Origin of the sequence: Amycolatopsis mongoliensis, assembly GCF_030285665.1 — a bacterium.
GTDB classification, from domain to species: domain Bacteria; phylum Actinomycetota; class Actinomycetes; order Mycobacteriales; family Pseudonocardiaceae; genus Amycolatopsis; species Amycolatopsis mongoliensis.
Genome location: NZ_CP127295.1, coordinates 8,692,920 through 8,709,363 on the forward strand (window position 1 = coordinate 8,692,920; position 16,444 = coordinate 8,709,363).

Below are 16,444 nucleotides of genomic sequence, written 5' to 3' on the forward strand. Positions count from 1 at the left end.
CCATGGGTACCGTCGTGGTGATCGGCGACCGGACCGAGGTGCAGGGCTGGGCGCTGGCCGGGGTGCGGCGGTCCGAGACCCCGGACGCGGCGGCCGTCCGCCGGGCGTGGGACCGGCTCGGCGACGACGTCACCCTCGTCCTGCTGGGCCGGTCCGCGGCCGAGTGCCTCGGTCCGGACGTCCTCGGGCGCGCCCGGGCGCTGGTGGCGGTGCTGCCGTCGTGACCGGCCTGGACACCGCGGCGGCCGGGACCGCACTCGCCCCGTTGCGGGCCGCGCTGCTCGCCCGGGCCGTCGCCGGCGCCGCCCGCGAAGCCGCCGACGCCGATCACGAAGCCGCGGAGCTGATCTCCCGGGCCAGGGCGCGCGCGACGGAGATCGAAGAGACCGCGCGCGCAGCGGGGCTCGCCGACGCGCGGAGCCTCACCCGCAACCAGCACAACCGGGCCCGGCGCCGGGCCCGCGCGCTGGAACTGGCCACGCAGCGGGAGATCTACGACGAGCTTCGCCGCACGGTGGCCGGGGAACTGGCCCGGCTCATGGCCGAACCGGGCCGGCGGGACCGGCTCGCCGAGCGGGTCCGGGCGATCCTGGGACCGGGTGCGACCGTCGTGGACGCACCCGGCGGCGGGCCGGCCGGGCTGGCCGGTGACCGCCGGATCGATCTGAGCGCGCGCACGGTCGCGGGCCAGGCCGTCGACGAACTCGGGGACGAGGTGCGGCAGCTGTGGACCCCGTGAAACCAGGACGCGTCACCCGGGTCGCGGGACCGCTCGTCGAGGTCGAGGACGTCGGGCCCGTGGCGGTCCACGAGCTCGTGGCACTCGGCCCGGCGGGCACGCCGGGCGAGGTGATGGCGATCCGCGACGGCCTGGTCAGCCTGCAGGCCTACGAGTACACCGGCGGCCTCGGCGTCGGTGCCGCGGCCGTGGCGTCGGGGAAACCGCTCTCCGTTCGGCTCGGCCCGGGCCTGCTCGGCCGGGTCCACGACGGCCTGCTGCGCCCGCTTTCGGACGCCCCCACGTTCCTCGTCCCGGGCGTCACGGGCGAGCACCCCGGCGAGCGGTGGCACTTCCAACCCGCGGTGCGCGCCGGGGACCACGCCGGGGAAGGCACGACGCTCGGCGTGGTCCGGGATGCCGGGGCACTGGAGCACCGGGTGCTCGTGCCGCCGGGCGGCGGCGGTGTGGTGACCGCCGTGGCGGACGGCGAATGCGGGCCGGCCACGGTGGTCGCCGTGGTCGGCGGCACCGAGATCGGCCTCTTCACGGACTGGCCCGTGCGCGAGCCACGGCCGCACCGGGCCCGGCTCGAGGACGTGACGGCCCTCGACACCGGGCAGCGGGTGCTGGACCTGCTGTACCCGGTCGCCAAGGGCAGCACCGCGGCGGTGCCCGGCGGGTTCGGCACGGGCAAGACGATGCTGCTGCAGCAGCTCGCGAAGTGGTGCGACGCGGACGTGATCGTCTACACCGGCTGCGGCGAGCGCGGCAACGAAATGGCCGAAATCGTCGCGGAGCTCTTCGAGCTGGCCGATCCGCGGACCGGCGGCCGGCTCGCCGACCGCACCGTCGTCATCGCGAACACCTCGAACATGCCGATGATGGCCCGCGAAGCCAGCGTCTACACGGCCGTCGCGGTCGCCGAGTACTACCGCGACATGGGTTACCACGCGGTCGTCATCGCCGATTCCACTTCGCGCTGGGCGGAAGCGCTGCGCGAGTTCGCTTCGCGCACGGGGACCCTGCCCGCCGAGGAGGGGTACCCGGCCGATCTCGCCTCGGCGCTGGCCGCGTTCTACGAACGGGCGTGCGCCGTGGAGACGCTCGGCGGCGCCGAGGGCTCGGTGACCATCATCGGTGCGGTCTCCCCGCCCGGCGGGGACCTGACCGAACCCGTCACCGCCCAGACCGAGCGCTTCGTCCGGTGCCGCTGGACCCTCGACCGCGACCTGGCCTACGCCCGGCACTACCCGGCCGTGTCCTGGTCGGGATCGTTCTCGCGGGACGTCGCCGCCGTCGGCGTCCAGCACGTGCGCGACGGCGACCCGGACTGGCCGTCGCGACGGGCCAGGGTCGAAGGCCTGCTCGCCGAAGCGGACCGCCTGTCCGCGCTCGCGGAACTGGTCGGCGCCGCCGCCATGTCCGGGCCCGAACGGGCGACGCTGCTCGCCGGAAGGCTGCTGCGGGAAGCCCTCCTGCAGCAGAACGCCTTCTCCGGTGCCGACGCCTCGTCGCCGCCGGGGAAGACCCGCGCGCTCGCCGAAGCCGTTCTGGCGGTGATCGACCGGTGCCGCGAGCTGGTCGGCGCGGGCGCGGACGTCGCCGCGGTGGAGGAGTTCGACTTCTCCGCGCTCGTCCGGGTGCGGGAGGAAGCCGGGCCGGACGACCACGACACCGTCACCCGGTGCCGGGACGCCGTGCTGGCCGGTCTGGAAGGACTGCGGCCGTGAACCACGACGTGCGAGTGGAGTTCACCGGCATCCGCGAACTGCGCGGGCCGCTGATCGTCGTCGGCGGCGTCAGCGGCGTCGGCTGGGACGAGTTCGTCACGATCCGGCTGGCGACCGGCGAACGACGCCACGGGCTCGTCCTCGAGGTGGACCGCGACCTCGCCGTCGTGGAGGTGCTGGAGGGCACCGCGGGCATGACCGCCGAGGGCACCGGCGTCGAATTCCTGGGCGAGCCGCTGAGCATCCCGGTCGGCCCCGGGTGGCTCGGCCGGGTCTGCAGCGGCCGGGGCGTCCCGCTGGACGGCGGGCCGCCGGTGCTGGGCGCGGTGACCGCACCGGTGGCGGGCGCCCCGCTGAACCCCGTCCGGCGTGAGCCGCCCGCCGAGCCGGTGCTGACCGGGGTGTCGGTGATCGACGCGCTCAGCACGCTGGTGCGGGGCCAGAAGCTGCCGTTGTTCGCCCTGCCGGGACTGCCGCAGCTGGAGCTGGCCACCCAGATCGCCGCGCAGTCGACCGCGGGCGGGGACCCCTTCTCCGTCGTGTTCGCCGGGATCGGCCTCACCCACACCGACGCCGCTTTCGCCGCCGACGCCCTCGAGGAGCGCTCCGCGGCGGGCGAGCTGGTGCTGCTGCTCAACACGGCGGACGACCCGGTGATCGAGCGCATCCTCACCCCGCGCCTCGCGCTGACCATCGCCGAAGCGCTGGCGTTCACCGAGGGCAGGCACGTGCTCGTCGTCATGACCGACATGACCAGCTACGCCGAAGCGTTGCGTGAGGTTTCCGCCGCGCGGGGCGAGATCCCGGCCCGCCGGTCGTACCCGGGCTACCTCTACAGCGACCTGGCGTCGCTGTACGAACGCTGCGGGCGGATCAAGGGGCGCCCCGGTTCCGTGACCGTGCTGCCGGTGCTCACCATGCCGGGCGGCGACATCACCCACCCCGTCCCCGACCTCACCGGCTACATCACCGAGGGGCAGATGGTGTTCTCGGCCGAGCTGCACGCGCGCGGGCTCTACCCGCCGATCGATCCGCTGCAGTCGCTGTCGCGCCTCATGCGCACCGGTGCGGGGCCCGGCCGCACCCGTGCCGACCACCTCGACGTCGCCGCGCAGCTGCTGGCCGCGCTGGCCAGGGCGCGGCAGATCCGCGAGCTGTCCGAGCTGATCGGCGTGACGGCGCTCAGCGACACCGATCGCAGCTACCTCCGGTTCGAGCAGGCGTTCCGGGCGGACCTGCTGAACCAGCGGCCCGACGAGTCCAGGGAACTCAAGGACACCCTGGAACGCGCGTGGCAGGTCCTGCTCCACCTGCCGCGCCGTGAGCTGGTCATGCTCCCGGCCGCCCTGCTGGAGGACCGGTGACGAACCTGAGGGTGCCGCCCGGCCGGGCCGGGCGGCTCTGGCTCCGCCACCGCCTCGCCACCGCCGAGCGCGGCGCCGAACTGCTGGAGCAGAAGTCACGCGCGCTGCGCGAGCACCAGGCCCGGCTGGCCGAGCGGGCCCGGGCGGCCCGCGAAGAATGGGAAGAACGCGCCGGCGAGGCTCGGGAGTGGCTCCTGCGCGAGGCCCTGGCGGGCGGGCAGCGCGAACTCCGGCTCGCCGAACCGGCCGAACCCGTCGAAGTGACTTTCACCTGGACCACGGTGATGGGGGTGCGCTACCCCGCGGACGCCGCCGTCACCGGCACGCCGATGGGGCCGCCGAGCACGGCGGGCAGCACCGCGGTCGTCCGGACCGGCCGGGCGTTCCGCGCCGCCCTCGAAGCGGGCGCGCGGCACGCCGCCGCGGTCCGGGCCCAGCGCACGGTCGACGCCGAGATCGCGGCGACCACCCAGCGCATCCGCTCCCTGCGCCGCCACTGGATCCCGCGGCTGACGGCCGCCCTCCGGCACGCCGAACTGGAACTCGAAGAACAGGAACGGGCCGAGGGAATCCGGCACCGGTGGGCCGCCGCGCACCAAACCCGCCCGAGCGCCGAGCGATCGTGACACCGGCCGAAGCAGCGCGAAGCCTTTCAGCACCGGCAAAGGAGGTCCGAGGGCCCATCGCCCGCACACCTTGTCCCCTCCCCGTCACCGAGCGCAGCGGCCACCATCGACACCGACGATCAGCCCGGCCCGGACGAACCGACGGACGAGGAGCCCACAGTGCGCAAGCCCGGATCCGACACGCTCCCGGCGGTCTTGGCCGCCGGTGTCCTCTTGCTGGTGGCGGCCTGCGGCTCGGGCGGCGACACCGCCGCCCCGAGTCCCACCCCGGTGTCCACCCCGACGTCGGCACCCGCGTCGACAACACCCTCGGCGCCCGCGTCGACGCCACCGTCGCGCACCACCACGTCGGCGACCGCGGTACCGGTCAAGCTGTGCACGACGACGGCCTTGAAGATCTCGCTGGGGCAGGGAGACAGCGCGGCCGGCCACTTCTACGTCCCCGTCGTCTTCACCAACACCGGCGGCCCCTGCCGGATCACCGGGTACCCGGGGGTTTCGTACTACGCCGGCGGCGACCACCACCAGGTGGGCGACGCCGCGGCCCGGGACGCGGGCCCCACCCCGGTCCTGGTGCTGCAGCGGGGACAGGCGGCCTCGGCGTGGGTCAACCAGGTGAACGTCGACGTCTACGACGCCGCCGAGTGCGCGCCGGCACCGGTGACCGGCCTGCGGGTGTACCCGCCGGGCAACACCGTTCCGGTGCTGCTGCCCGAGCCCGGCGCCCGTGCGTGCACCAAGCACATGCCGGACCAGCGGCCGCTGAGCGTCCGCGCGGTGCAGGGCGGCACCGACAACCCGTGACCCCCGCGTCCCCACCGGCAGGGCACTTCGACTCTTCCGCGCCCCGCGCGCCCGGTTCAGGATCGGCGTGTGGAACTGACAGCGGTGACCATCGACAAGCCCGAGGACCTCAACGTCGTGCTCGGGCAGGCACATTTCATCAAGACCGTGGAGGACCTCCACGAGGCGCTCGCCGGGACCGGCCCGCACCTGCGCTTCGGGCTGGCGTTCTGCGAAGCCTCGGGTCCGCGGCTCGTCCGGTGCTCCGGCAACGACCCCGAACTGGTGGAGCTCGCCACGAAGAACGCCGCGGCCATCGGCGCGGGGCATGCGTTCGTCGTGTTCCTCCGCGAAGGTTATCCGGTCAACGTGCTGAACGCGATCAAGCAGGTCCCCGAGGTCTGCGGGATCTTCTGCGCCACGGCCAACCCCGTCGACGTGCTCGTGGCCACCACCGCACTCGGCCGCGGGATCGTGGGCGTCGTCGACGGTCCCGTCCCCCTCGGCACGGAGAACGAGGACGACCGGGCCGAGCGCCGGGCGCTCCTCCGCCGGATCGGCTACAAACTCTGACGCCGGTGACGGACTGCCCCGGGAACCGGGACTTTGGACTCCTCACGACGGGACCCGGACGCGGCACGCTGGACGGTGCCGGGGAAACCCGGTGACCCGCCCGAGGTACTGGATCAGAGGACAGGCTTGCGAGCCTGGATTGACCCATCGTCGCAAGACGGGGCATCCGCCCCCGGGCGGGCCTTCACGCGTCGCCGGTGCGTTCCGGCGACGGTCGAGGGAAGCGGTGTCGAGATGCGATGTCTGGATTGTGCGGTGACCGGTCTCGTCGCGGAGGCCTCCGCGACGTGCGTCGACTGCGGCGCCGGGTTGTGCCGCAACCACCTGGTTCTCGGGCACCGCGAGCGTGAGGTGCGCGCGTCCGAGGGCTTCGAAACCGGCATGGACGAGCGGTGGAGCCGGGCGGCGCGGTGTCGCGAATGCGCACGGACCTGCTCCGGGCAGGAAGCCGTGCCCTGGCCGGCGCCCCAGGAAACCGGTTCACAGTAAGGGTTCGCGGCTTCGAGCTGCCGAACCCACCGAAGACCCGTGCCGGTGACCGTGTCCCACGGAGGTCCTGATGCGATTTGCCGACCGCGCCGACGCCGGGCGTCGCCTGGCCCGGCGCCTGGACGACTTCCCCGCCGGGAACGCGGTGGTCGTCGGGCTGCCCCGGGGCGGCGTGCCCGTCGCGTTCGTCGTGGCACGGGCGCTGCACGCACCGCTCGACGTCATCGTGGTCCGCAAGCTCGGGTTGCCGTGGCAACCGGAACTCGCGCTGGGCGCCCTCGGCGAGGACGACGTCCGGGTGGTCGACGAGGACCTGGTCCGCCGCACCGGCGTGACGGCGGCGGAGCTCGAGGCGGTCACCCGCGCCGAAAGCGCGGAACTGCGCCGCCGCGTCGCGCGCTTCCGGGCCGGACGCGAGCGGGTCCCGCTCGCGGGACGGACGGTCGTCGTCGTCGACGACGGAGTGGCCACCGGAGCCACGGCGCGCGCGGCCTGCCGGGTCGCCCGCGCCCAGGGCGCGGCCCGGGTCGTCCTGGCGGTCCCGGTGTGCGCGCCGTCCGCGCTCCACGCCCTCGCCGCCGTCGCCGACGAGGTCGTCTGCCTGTGGGCGCCGGCCGGCTTCCGCGCCGTCGGCCAGTGGTACCGGGACTTCCGCCAGACCTCCGACGAGGAGGTCACGGACCTGCTCCGCCGAGCGGCCGAAGACCTTCCGCTCCCGAGGACTCCCGAAGCGGCCGCGGACCCGCCGCCGCGCGACGAGGAGGTCGACGTGGCCCTGACCCGGGTCTCGCTCCCCGGTCACCTCACCGTCCCCGGGAACCCGGCCGGGATCGTCGTCTTCGCCCACGGCAGCGGCAGCAGCCGGCACAGCCCCCGCAACCGGCACGTCGCCGCGGTCCTCAACCAGGCCGGCCTGGGCACCCTGCTGTTCGACCTGCTGACCCACGACGAGGAGCACGACCGCGACCGGGTCTTCGACATCCCCCTGCTGGCGGGCCGGCTCGCTGAAGCGACGTCCTGGCTGCGCACCCGGCCCGAGGCCGCCCGGGTGCCGGTCGGGTACTTCGGGGCGAGCACCGGGGCCGCGGCCGCGCTGCTGGCCGCGACGGACCCGGCCGTCGACGTCCGCGCGATCGTCTCCCGCGGCGGCCGGCCCGACCTCGCCCGCGGCTGCCTGCACCGCGTGCGCACCCCGACCCTGCTGATCGTGGGCGGAGCCGACGCCGTCGTCCTCGACCTCAACCGCCGCGCCCGCGCCGCCATCCCCGGCGAGACGAGCCTGGCCGTCGTCCCCGGTGCCACCCACCTCTTCGAGGAACCCGGTGCCCTCGACCGGGTCGCGCTCCTCGCCCGCGACTGGTTCACGCGCCACTTCGCGCCCGAGCCGAGGCGGTCCGCCCGCGCGGCGGGCACGGCAGGCGCGTCCGCGGAGTGAGGTCCTCCGATCACTCCCGAAGGGTCTTTCGCCCCTGAGCCGGCCCCACGGCGGCCCATACCGTAAGCGTCGGCTTCCACCAAGATCCGGGCGCCGGCCCACGGCCGCCCGGTCCATGCGTCCGGTGTCCACCGTCGGGGGGTTTTCGAGTGCACCAGCTCGCTCAAGCTGTCACCGCCGGCGAAGGCGAGGCGGCACAGACGCGTTCGGTCGACGAGGCGCTCACCGCGCTGAGTTCGTCGCCGCGCGGCCTGTCCGCCGCCGCCGCGGCGGCCCGGCTCGCACGGCACGGCCGCAACGAACTCGTGCACGGCCGGCGCACGTCCTTGGCCCGGCGTCTCCTGAAGCAGTTCACGGACCTCTTCGCCGTGGTGCTGATCGTCGCCTCGGGCGTCACCTTCCTCGCCTACTTCCTCGGCGATCCGCGGGATCCGGGCAACGTCCAGCTGGCGATCGCCATCCTGGCGGTGGTGGTGCTCAACGCCTTGATCGGGTTCATGCAGGAGTACGCGGCCGAGCGGACCGCCGAGGCGTTGCAGGCCATGGTGCCGCACCGGGCGCGGGTGATCCGCGACGGCGAGCGCGTCGAAGTGCCCGCCGCGGAACTGGTGCCGGGAGACCTGGTCGTGCTCGAGGCCGGGGACGCGGTGTCGGCCGACTGCCGGGTCGTCGAGGCGCACGAGCTGACGGTCAACAACATGGCGCTGACCGGGGAAAGCGCACCGGTGTGGCGGAACACCGAACCGGTGCCGCCCGAGGTGAGCCCGCCGGACGCGCGAAACCTGGTGTGGATGGGCACGACGGTCGCCGCCGGGGCCGGCAAGGCCGTGGTGGTCGCGACCGGCGCGGCGACGGAGTTCGGGCGCATCTTCCGGCTCACCAGCCAGACCACGGCGGACACCAGCCCGCTGCGGCGGCAGGTGGCGATCATGGCGCGGCGGGTGGCGTCGGCGGCGTTCGCGCTGGGGCTGCTGCTGTTCGTGGCCCGGCTGTCGGCCGGCGGCTCCCTCGTGGCGACGTTCGTGTTCGCCCTCGGCGTGATGGTCGCGCTGGTGCCCGAGGGGCTGCCCGCGACGCTGTCGGTGGCGCTGGCGATCGGCGTGCGGCGGATGGCCAAGCGGCACGCGCTGATCAAGCAGCTGGTGGCGGTCGAGACGCTCGGCTCGACCACCGTGATCTGCACCGACAAGACCGGAACGCTGACGACCGCCGAGATGACGGTGCAGACGGTGTGGGCGGCGGGCCGGGCCCACCGGGTGACCGGCGTGGGCTATGCGCCCGAAGGCGAGGTGGCGGATCCCGGACCGGTCCGGGAGCTGCTGAGGGTCGCCGCGATGTGCTGCGACGCCCGGCTGCTGCCGCCTTCCGGACGGCAGGGCTGGCGAGTGCTCGGGGACACCACCGAGGGCGCGTTGCTCGTCGCCGCGGCGAAGGCGGGCCTCGATCTCGACGCCGAACTGCAGTCCGCCCCGAGGGACGGCGAACTGCCGTTCGACTCGGTGCGCAAGCTGATGACCACCCTGCACACCCGGGACGGGCGCACGTGGGCCCACGTCAAGGGCGCCCCGCAGGAACTGCTCGCCCGCTGCACGCACATCCGCGGCGAAGGTGGCGTGCGGGCGCTGGACGACGACGCGCGCCGGGAAGTGCTCGCCGCCAACGACGGGATGGCGGGATCGGCCCTGCGGGTCCTCGCGGTCGCGACCCGCGAGGTCAGCGGTCCCGGCGCCGGCCACGGGGAGGCGGAGAACGGCCTGACCCTGCTCGGACTGGTCGGCATGCTCGACCCGCCCCGGCCCGAGGTCGTCGCCTCGGTCACCGCCTGCCGGGACGCGGGGATCCGCGTGGTGATGGTGACCGGGGACTACGCGCTGACCGCCGAGGCCATCGCCCGGCGGGTCGGCATCCTGCGCCCCGGCGTCGTGCCGCGCACCGTCACGGGCGCCGAGCTGGACGGAACCGACGACGCCGCGCTGCAGGCGTTGCTCACCGAGAACCCGGACGTGCTGTTCGCCCGGGTGAAGCCCGAACACAAGATGCGGGTCGTCGCGGCGTTCAAGGACCTCGGCGAAGTCGTCGCGGTGACCGGGGACGGCGCCAACGACGCGCCCGCCCTGAAACGGGCCGACATCGGGGTCGCGATGGGCGAGTCCGGCACCGACGTGGCCCGCGAAGCCGCCGTGATGGTGCTGCTGGACGACTCCTTCGCCTCCATCGCGACCGCGGTCGAACTCGGCCGGTCGGTCTACCAGAACATCCGCAAGTTCCTGGTCTACCTGTTCAGCCACAACATCGGCGAACTGGTCCCGATCCTGGCCGCCACCGCCGTCGGGTTCCCGCTGGTGCCGTTGAGCGCGGTCCAGGTGCTCGCGATCGACCTCGGCTCCGACGTGCTCCCGGCACTGGCGCTCGGCACCGAGCCACCCGAACCGGGCATCATGAACCGGCCGCCCCGCAGCCCGAAACAGCCGTTGTTCTCCGCCGCGCTCGTGCGCCGGTTCCTGTTCCTCGGCTGCATCCAGGCGGTCGTCGTGACCACGGCGTTCTTCTGGCGCATCCACACCGCCGGCATCCCGTTCGCCGAGTTCACCCTCGACCACCCCGTGTACCGGGAGGCCCTCACCATGACCCAGGCCGGGATCGTGATCTGCCAGTTCTTCAACGGGTTCGCCGTGCGCAGCGACCGGCTGAGCATCCTCCGGATCGGCCTCCTGTCCAACCCGCACTACCTGGCGGCGCAGGGCATCGCCCTCGCGATCATGTGCGCGATCAGCTACGCCCCGCCGCTGCAGTCGGTCTTCCACACGGCGCCGTTGTCGCTCGCCGACTGGGGACTGCTCATCGTGCTCGGCTCGCTGGTGCTCGTCGCCGACGAAATCCGCAAAGCCCTGCTGCGCCGCAAGGAGGCTGCCACGTGAAAGTGATCATCATGGGCTGCGGCCGGGTCGGCTCGACCCTCGCCCAGCAGCTGTCGATCGACGGGCACGCCGTGTGCGTGCTGGACCGGGACCCGGACACCCGGGAGCTGCTGCCCACCGGGTACACGGGCGGTTTCGTGGTCGGCAACGGCTACAACCGGGAGGTCCTGGAGCGCGCCGGCATCCACGACGCGGACGCCTTCGTGGCGGTCACCGCCGGCGACAACACCAACATCGTCGGCGCCCGGATCGCCAAGGAGGACTACCGCGTCCCCCACGTCGTGGCCCGCATCTACGACCCGCGCCGCGCGGACATCTACCGCGACCTCGGCATCCCCACCGTCGCCAGCGTCCGGTGGACCACGAACCGGATCCACCAGATGCTGTCCCAGCGCTACCTCGACCCGGTCACCACGTTCGGCAACGGGGAGACGCTGCTGGTCCGGGAGACGCTGCCGGCGTGGTTCGCCGGGCGGCCACTCGGCGAACTGGAAGTCGACGGGGAGATCCGCGTCATCGCCGTCACCCGCGCCGGGACGTCGTTCCTGCCCACCGCGGCGAGCGCCGCCGAGACCGGCGACACCGTCAGCTTCGCCGTAGCCGCTTCGGCGCTGCCCAGACTGTCTTCCTTCCTCGACAAGGAGCTCGGCACATGAGGGTCCTCATCGCCGGCGCCGGGCGCCTGGGCGAGCAGGCCGCGCACCTGCTCGCCGCCACCGGCCACGAAATCACCGTCGTCGACCAGGACCAGCACCGGCTGGACCAGCTGGGCGAGCGGTACCACGCCGTGCGCGGGGACGCGTGCGAACCGGCCGTGCTGGAAACGGCCGGTGCCCTGCGCACCGACCTGATGCTGGCGGCCACCGGGGAGGACGAGGACAACCTCGTGATCGCCCTGCTGGCCAAACGGCAGTTCGCCGTCCGCCGGGTCCTCGCCCGCACCAACGACCCGGACAACGCCTGGCTCTTCGACCGGCGGTGGGGCGTGGACGTCGCCCTTCCCTCCGCCGCCCCGCTGGTGTCCCTGCTCGAGGAGGCCGCGGACGTCACCGACACCGTCGCCCTCATGCGGCTCAGCGCGGCAGGCGTCGAGCTGATCGAAACCCGCATCGCGGAGACGTCGGCGGCGGCCGGCCGGCGGCTGGCCGACCTCGCCGTGCCACCGGGCACGGTCGTCGCCGCGGTCGTCCGCGAGGGACAGCCGTCGGTCCCCGGCCCCGACCACCGGTTCCGCCCCGGGGACACCGTGCTCGTCGTCTCCGTCCGCGCGACCGAGAGCGATGTCCACGACCTCTTCCAATAGCCCGGCCGTCCCACCGAAGTCCCACGGAGGAAGGCCTTCCGGCCCTTCCGGCGCCCCGGCGCACGGTGTCGACTGGGACAACGAATGTCATGGGACGAGGTGGACGATGCTCGACCGGCGGATTCCGGACATGGTCACCGTGCAGTCCGCGGTGACCATGGCGTTGCGCGCTCCCTCGGCGCACAACGCGCAACCGTGGAGCTGGCGGACCGGGCACAGCCGCCTGCACCTGTTCGCCGAGCCGGACCGGTGGCTGCCCCAGGTCGACCCGGACGGGCGGGACCTGGTGCTCGGCTGCGGAGCGACCCTGCACCACCTGCGGCTCGGCTTCGCGACGTTCGGCTGGGCCGCCGAGGTGCACCGCGTCCCCGACGCCGGGAGTCCCGATCACCTCGCGATCGTGAGCCTGCGCCGGGCCGAGCCGTCCGACGACGAAATCGTCCTCGCGGCGGCGATCCCCCACCGCCGCACCGACCGGCGGCGCCACGGCGCGTGGCCGGTACCCGGCGGATACCTCGACGAGCTGGGGAAAGCGGCCGCCGGGGAGGGCGCGCAGCTGCACGTGGTGGCCGACCCGGCTCGCCGCCGGCTCGCGTCGGCGATCGCCAAGACCGCCTGGCGGCACGCCGGCGCGAGCGTTCCCGGCCCCGTGCCGGCCCAGCGGACCGCGAGCGGGCTCCCGGCCGCCGGCGGATCCACCCGGGCCGGGAGCTCGGTCCGGACCCGCCCGGCGACCGCCGGCGCTTCGCCCGACGGCGACGCAACGGTGCTGCTCGTGCTGAGCACCGCCGGCGACGACCTGCAGTCGCGCCTGCGGGCGGGCGAGGCGATGAGCGCGGTACTGCTGAGGGCGACCTCGTTGGGGCTGTCCTCGTGCCCGCTCACCGAACCACTGCTGCTCGACGGTGTCCGGAAAACCGTCGAGGACCTCGTCGCGGACGGGGGTGCGCCCCACCTCGTGCTGCGCGTCGGGTGGGCGCCCGCCAACGCCGAGCCCCTGCCCGCTTCACCGCGCCGCAGCCTGGCCGATGTCCTGCAACCGCTCGAGGCGCCGTCGAAGTACCACCACCCGGTCTCCGGCTGACGTTCTTCCGCTGTCGCCGCCGGCGCCTCACCGCACGCTGCCCGGGACCGCGCCTTCGGCGAGGGGGACCTGCCACGTCACGACGGTGCCACCCGCCGGGCGGCCGGCGAGGGTGAGCGACCCGCCCTGTTCGACGGCGCGAGCGGCCAGCTCGTGCAGGCCGGCGTCCGTCGTGCCCGGTGGCGCCGGCTCCCCGTCGTCTTCGACCCTGGCGAAGAGCTGCCCCGGCCCGGGTTCGGGCCGCAGTTCGACGGTGACCGTGACGTGGCCGGCACCGGAGCGCCGCGCCACCGCGGACAGGGCTTCGTCGAGCACCGCCATCAGCTGTTCCCTGGCCGGCCCGCCGAGTGCGGTGTCGAGCCGGCTGTCGAGCTGCGAAGTCGTGGCGACGCCCAGCGTTTCGGCGGCCGCGTCGACGAGGTCCTGGATACGCCGGTGCAGCGCCCGCTCGCGCGTGGGTTCGGCGTGGATGGCGAAGACGGCCGACGTCAGCTGCCGGACGACCTGGTCCACTGCCTTCACGGCCTCGCGGACCCGCCGTGCGAAGTCTTCCCGCTGGCTGACGTTGAGCGCCGCGGTCAGGCCGGTGCCGATCGCGGACAGCCGCCCGATCACCGCGGTGTTCAGCTCGCGGGCGATCCGCTCCCGGTCGTCCAGTACCGAGAGCAGCACGGCGTCCCGTCGTCGCTCGGCCAGTTCCAGGACGATCGCCGCCTGCGCCGCGAACAGCTCCAGCGACCGGACCACACTGGTCGCCGTGATGGCACGCCCCGGGGCGTTGACCACGGCCAGCACCCCGCGCACGGCACCGGCCGGCCCCAGCGGCACGCCGAGCGCGGCCCCCACCGTGACTTCGGCCCCCAGCCCCGCCTGCCGCGCGGCCGGTGCCGCGTCCTCGCTGATCACGGACCGGCCGGTCCGGAAGACCTGCACGCTCACCGGTTCCGGCCCGGATCCCGTCGTCCCCCGCAACGGCAGCCGCAGCGACCGGTAGGCGTCCGCCTGAGCCCCCGCCGACGCGGCGGTGACCAGGTACTCGCCACTCTCGTCGGGGACCAGGACCAGGGTCTGGTCGACGCCGGCGATGTCCCGCGCCCGGACGGCGATCAGTTCCAGCACCGCCTCGGCCGGTGCGTCGGCCAGCACCGCGGTGGCGACGTCGGCGGCCGCGGCCAGCTGCTGGTTCGCCTGCTGAAGCTCCCAGCTGCGGGCGAAGACCTCGGCCTGCATCGCCGAGCGCTCCTCCACCGTGGGCGCCTCCGCCGGCGGCAGCTGCTGCAGGAAGCCGGTGACCTCCTCGACGCGGTGCAGGATCCACCGCACCGAGCCGGCCTCGTCGAGGACGGGGGCGTTGACCGTGCTCCAGTAGCGTTGTTCCACCACACCGGGACGGTCCGCCACGGCCACGTCGTACCGCTGCAACGCCATGGCGTGCCGTTGCCGCGTCTCCAGGACCCGCTCCAGCGAAGCCCGCAGAGCCCGTGCCCCGCTCGGGTTCTCGGGGTTGTCCGGGAAGGCCGCGAAGACGTACTGCCCGATCAGGTCGTCGCGATCACGGCCGGCGACCGCCAGGTAGGCGTCGTTGACCGCGAGGAACACGAACTCCGGGGACAGGACGGCGGTCGGTGAGGGGCCGGCGAGGAACACGGCCCCGAAGTCGACCTGCTGCGCCATGTCGCTCGTCTCCTCCGCCGGACACGGCCGCACACCGGGCCGACCGCCTGTATGTGTAGCACCGCGGGTGCGGCTCACGCATTCTTCCGCACCCGCGCCCACTCAGACGGCGGCCGACTCGCGCTCCGCCGCGAACGGGGCCAGCAGCTCCTGCAGTTCGGCGGTGGACAGTGCGCCGTGCGGCCGCCGCACCGGCGGGCGCGGTACCCGGTCCAGCCCCAGCATCGCCAGGAGGTCGGCTTCGTCCCGGCTGTCGTGGGCGTGGTGCTTCACGACCCGGATCGCGCGGGAACGCTCCTCCGCGGTCGGGCCATCGGCGAGCCGTGTCTCGGACATGTGAGGTCCTCTGCGCGTAGGGAACTAGCTGTCCTGAACTGACCATGCCCCAGCCGATCGGGTGAAGATCAGGGCACTTGGTCCTCCGTCCGCGGCCGGAGGACCCCTCCGGCCGCGGACGGACTCAGCTGCCCGCCATCTCCGCCAGGTCGAGCCGGTACCCGGGCACGAGCCGCGGCGGCCCGCCGGTGAACTCGACCCACACCGAGCCGGGGCGCAGGTCGGGAGCGCGGTCCACCACCACGCCGCCGCGCCCGTCGAACCGGCCACCGCGCACCCGTACCCGTGCCCCGGCGGGAAAGCCGCCTGCCCTCGCCGGGCCCGGCTCACGGCTGCGATGAGGAAAAGTCATGGCAGGCCTCCTACCTGAAGGACATCGTGTGGCTGGTGCCACGCTTCGATGCTGCCAGTCCGGCAGGTGACCCCCCAGAGGCGAAGGCCCGGCGACGGGTGGTCCATCCTCCTCAGCCATTCAGGCAGTTGTGCCCCTCGATCGGTGACCCGGTCCGGCGTGGCGGCCGACCCGCGCGATCCGGTCGGCGAGCCGCCGTGCCGACGACTGCCGGCGGCGCTCCCGGTCGGCCAGGTTCCGCCGTTCGGCGACAGCACGTGCGCCCGTATCGGCGATTTGCTGCTGCCGCCGGCGTGCGAGGGCCTCGAGACCGTTCGTGGCCTGCCTTTTCGGTTTCACCGGCCGTTCCCTTCGCCGGTCCGGACGGGTTCGCCCGCCACCGGGGTGAGCAGCGTCCTGAGCGGGTGGGGCAGCGCGGCCAGCACGTGGCCGAGGTTCCCGGCGGAGCACGAGGTGTCCAGCGCGGCGCCGACCGCGGTGACCGCGTCGGCGACCTGGCTCTGGTGGATTCCCGCCTCGGCGGCGAACTGCTCGCAGAACTCCGCGACGTCACCGGGCACCGGGACCCGGGCCGGATTCCACCCGTCGAAGAACTCGCCGCGCAGCAGGACCGGCAGCTGGGCCGCGAACCGCACCGCGGGTCCCACGGGCAGCCGGTCGCGGACCCCGTGCAGCCATGCGCGCAGCACCCGGTGGGCCAGGACCCGGTCGTCGGTACCCAGCTCCCGGCCGACCAGGGCGAGCCAGGCACGGGCGGTGGACTCGGCCCTCGCGAACGGATCGGTATGGACGGACATCGCACTCCCTCACACCGGACGGCCGGATTCCGAAGGCCCGGCAGACCGTCCGGCTCGCCGTCGCCGTCCTCGTCCTCGTCGCACCGATTCCGTGACGGCGGCTCCTCCGATGTGGACGGCCACTCACCCACGAGCGCGATGTCGGTGCGTCCATGGTCGCCGTGGCCCGTCCAGGGACGGAATGGTCGTTGGTCTTCTGAACGAAGGACCTTCGGCGCGGCTTCGGCCGCGCGACCTCCCGGTCGGGGTGGGGAGAAGC

At 74.0% G+C, this 16,444-nt stretch carries 17 protein-coding genes; 13 read left to right on the forward strand and 4 right to left on the reverse strand.

What is annotated here, in order from left to right:
- The first annotated feature begins 2 nt into the window (after positions 1-2).
- The 13 genes from QRX60_RS41745 (at position 3) to QRX60_RS41805 (ending at position 13,026) form a co-directional block, all read left to right on the forward strand.
- Entirely contained in the window at positions 3-224 is a 222-nt protein-coding gene (locus tag QRX60_RS41745) for a hypothetical protein (RefSeq protein ID WP_285996984.1), read from the forward strand.
- On the forward strand, positions 221-739 hold the full coding sequence (locus tag QRX60_RS41750; protein WP_285996985.1) for a hypothetical protein: 519 nt from the start codon (positions 221-223) through the stop codon (positions 737-739). Before QRX60_RS41745 ends, QRX60_RS41750 begins: the two co-directional genes overlap by 4 nt.
- A complete protein-coding gene (locus QRX60_RS41755) occupies positions 727-2,451 on the forward strand; it encodes a V-type ATP synthase subunit A (protein WP_285996986.1) in 1,725 nt (574 codons plus the stop codon). The genes QRX60_RS41750 and QRX60_RS41755 overlap by 13 nt, the downstream gene beginning before the upstream one ends.
- Complete coding sequence (locus QRX60_RS41760; RefSeq protein ID WP_285996987.1) at positions 2,448-3,815, forward strand: V-type ATP synthase subunit B; 1,368 nt, start codon at positions 2,448-2,450, stop codon at positions 3,813-3,815. The genes QRX60_RS41755 and QRX60_RS41760 overlap by 4 nt, the downstream gene beginning before the upstream one ends.
- Positions 3,812-4,441 carry a V-type ATP synthase subunit D gene (locus tag QRX60_RS41765; protein ID WP_285996988.1) on the forward strand — a complete coding sequence of 210 codons (630 nt, stop codon included), beginning with the start codon at positions 3,812-3,814 and terminating at the stop codon, positions 4,439-4,441. The genes QRX60_RS41760 and QRX60_RS41765 overlap by 4 nt, the downstream gene beginning before the upstream one ends.
- A 159-nt stretch (positions 4,442-4,600) precedes the next feature.
- Positions 4,601-5,245, forward strand: coding sequence for a DUF4232 domain-containing protein (locus QRX60_RS41770; protein ID WP_285996989.1), 645 nt, complete (start codon positions 4,601-4,603; stop codon positions 5,243-5,245).
- A 69-nt stretch (positions 5,246-5,314) separates the two neighbouring features.
- Positions 5,315-5,797 (forward strand): adenosine-specific kinase, encoded by a 483-nt coding sequence (locus QRX60_RS41775; RefSeq protein WP_285996990.1) that lies wholly within the window; start codon positions 5,315-5,317, stop codon positions 5,795-5,797.
- 234 nt (positions 5,798-6,031) lie between these two features.
- The gene (locus tag QRX60_RS41780; protein WP_285996991.1) at positions 6,032-6,286 is read left to right on the forward strand and encodes a DUF2180 family protein; all 255 of its coding nucleotides are present in this window, start codon (positions 6,032-6,034) and stop codon (positions 6,284-6,286) included.
- Between the two features lie 70 nt (positions 6,287-6,356).
- Positions 6,357-7,721: a phosphoribosyltransferase gene (locus tag QRX60_RS41785; RefSeq protein ID WP_285996992.1), complete on the forward strand. Its 1,365-nt coding sequence runs from the start codon at positions 6,357-6,359 to the stop codon at positions 7,719-7,721.
- A gap of 149 nt (positions 7,722-7,870) precedes the next feature.
- Complete coding sequence (locus QRX60_RS41790; RefSeq protein WP_285996993.1) at positions 7,871-10,639, forward strand: cation-translocating P-type ATPase; 2,769 nt, start codon at positions 7,871-7,873, stop codon at positions 10,637-10,639.
- Entirely contained in the window at positions 10,636-11,295 is a 660-nt protein-coding gene (locus QRX60_RS41795) for a potassium channel family protein (RefSeq protein WP_285996994.1), read from the forward strand. Before QRX60_RS41790 ends, QRX60_RS41795 begins: the two co-directional genes overlap by 4 nt.
- On the forward strand, positions 11,292-11,942 hold the full coding sequence (locus QRX60_RS41800) for a potassium channel family protein (RefSeq protein WP_285996995.1): 651 nt from the start codon (positions 11,292-11,294) through the stop codon (positions 11,940-11,942). Before QRX60_RS41795 ends, QRX60_RS41800 begins: the two co-directional genes overlap by 4 nt.
- A gap of 106 nt (positions 11,943-12,048) precedes the next feature.
- Complete coding sequence (locus tag QRX60_RS41805; protein WP_285996996.1) at positions 12,049-13,026, forward strand: Acg family FMN-binding oxidoreductase; 978 nt, start codon at positions 12,049-12,051, stop codon at positions 13,024-13,026.
- Positions 13,027-13,053: 27 nt separating this feature from the next.
- Here the strand turns inward: QRX60_RS41805 and QRX60_RS41810 are convergent, their stop codons facing one another.
- The 4 genes from QRX60_RS41810 to QRX60_RS41825 form a co-directional block, all read right to left on the reverse strand.
- Positions 13,054-14,700 (reverse strand): PAS domain-containing protein, encoded by a 1,647-nt coding sequence (locus QRX60_RS41810; RefSeq protein WP_285996997.1) that lies wholly within the window; start codon positions 14,698-14,700, stop codon positions 13,054-13,056.
- A gap of 102 nt (positions 14,701-14,802) precedes the next feature.
- Complete coding sequence (locus tag QRX60_RS41815; protein WP_285996998.1) at positions 14,803-15,036, reverse strand: hypothetical protein; 234 nt, start codon at positions 15,034-15,036, stop codon at positions 14,803-14,805.
- Positions 15,037-15,160: 124 nt separating this feature from the next.
- A complete protein-coding gene (locus QRX60_RS41820; protein ID WP_285996999.1) occupies positions 15,161-15,388 on the reverse strand; it encodes a hypothetical protein in 228 nt (75 codons plus the stop codon).
- A 335-nt stretch (positions 15,389-15,723) separates the two neighbouring features.
- Positions 15,724-16,185, reverse strand: coding sequence for a DUF2267 domain-containing protein (locus QRX60_RS41825; protein WP_285997000.1), 462 nt, complete (start codon positions 16,183-16,185; stop codon positions 15,724-15,726).
- Positions 16,186-16,444: the final 259 nt, after the last annotated feature.

What these genes read in the sequence shown, in the direction of transcription:
- QRX60_RS41745 (WP_285996984.1), top strand. Translation starts at nt 3, where the DNA reads ATGGGTACCGTCGTGGTGATCGGCGACCGGACCGAGGTGCAGGGCTGG.
- QRX60_RS41780 (WP_285996991.1), top strand. Translation starts at nt 6,032, where the DNA reads ATGCGATGTCTGGATTGTGCGGTGACCGGTCTCGTCGCGGAGGCCTCC.
- QRX60_RS41785 (WP_285996992.1), top strand. Translation starts at nt 6,357, where the DNA reads ATGCGATTTGCCGACCGCGCCGACGCCGGGCGTCGCCTGGCCCGGCGC.
- QRX60_RS41800 (WP_285996995.1), top strand. Translation starts at nt 11,292, where the DNA reads ATGAGGGTCCTCATCGCCGGCGCCGGGCGCCTGGGCGAGCAGGCCGCG.
- QRX60_RS41805 (WP_285996996.1), top strand. Translation starts at nt 12,049, where the DNA reads ATGCTCGACCGGCGGATTCCGGACATGGTCACCGTGCAGTCCGCGGTG.
- QRX60_RS41810 (WP_285996997.1), bottom strand. Translation starts at nt 14,700, where the DNA reads ATGGCGCAGCAGGTCGACTTCGGGGCCGTGTTCCTCGCCGGCCCCTCA.
- QRX60_RS41815 (WP_285996998.1), bottom strand. Translation starts at nt 15,036, where the DNA reads ATGTCCGAGACACGGCTCGCCGATGGCCCGACCGCGGAGGAGCGTTCC.
- QRX60_RS41820 (WP_285996999.1), bottom strand. Translation starts at nt 15,388, where the DNA reads ATGACTTTTCCTCATCGCAGCCGTGAGCCGGGCCCGGCGAGGGCAGGC.
- QRX60_RS41825 (WP_285997000.1), bottom strand. Translation starts at nt 16,185, where the DNA reads ATGTCCGTCCATACCGATCCGTTCGCGAGGGCCGAGTCCACCGCCCGT.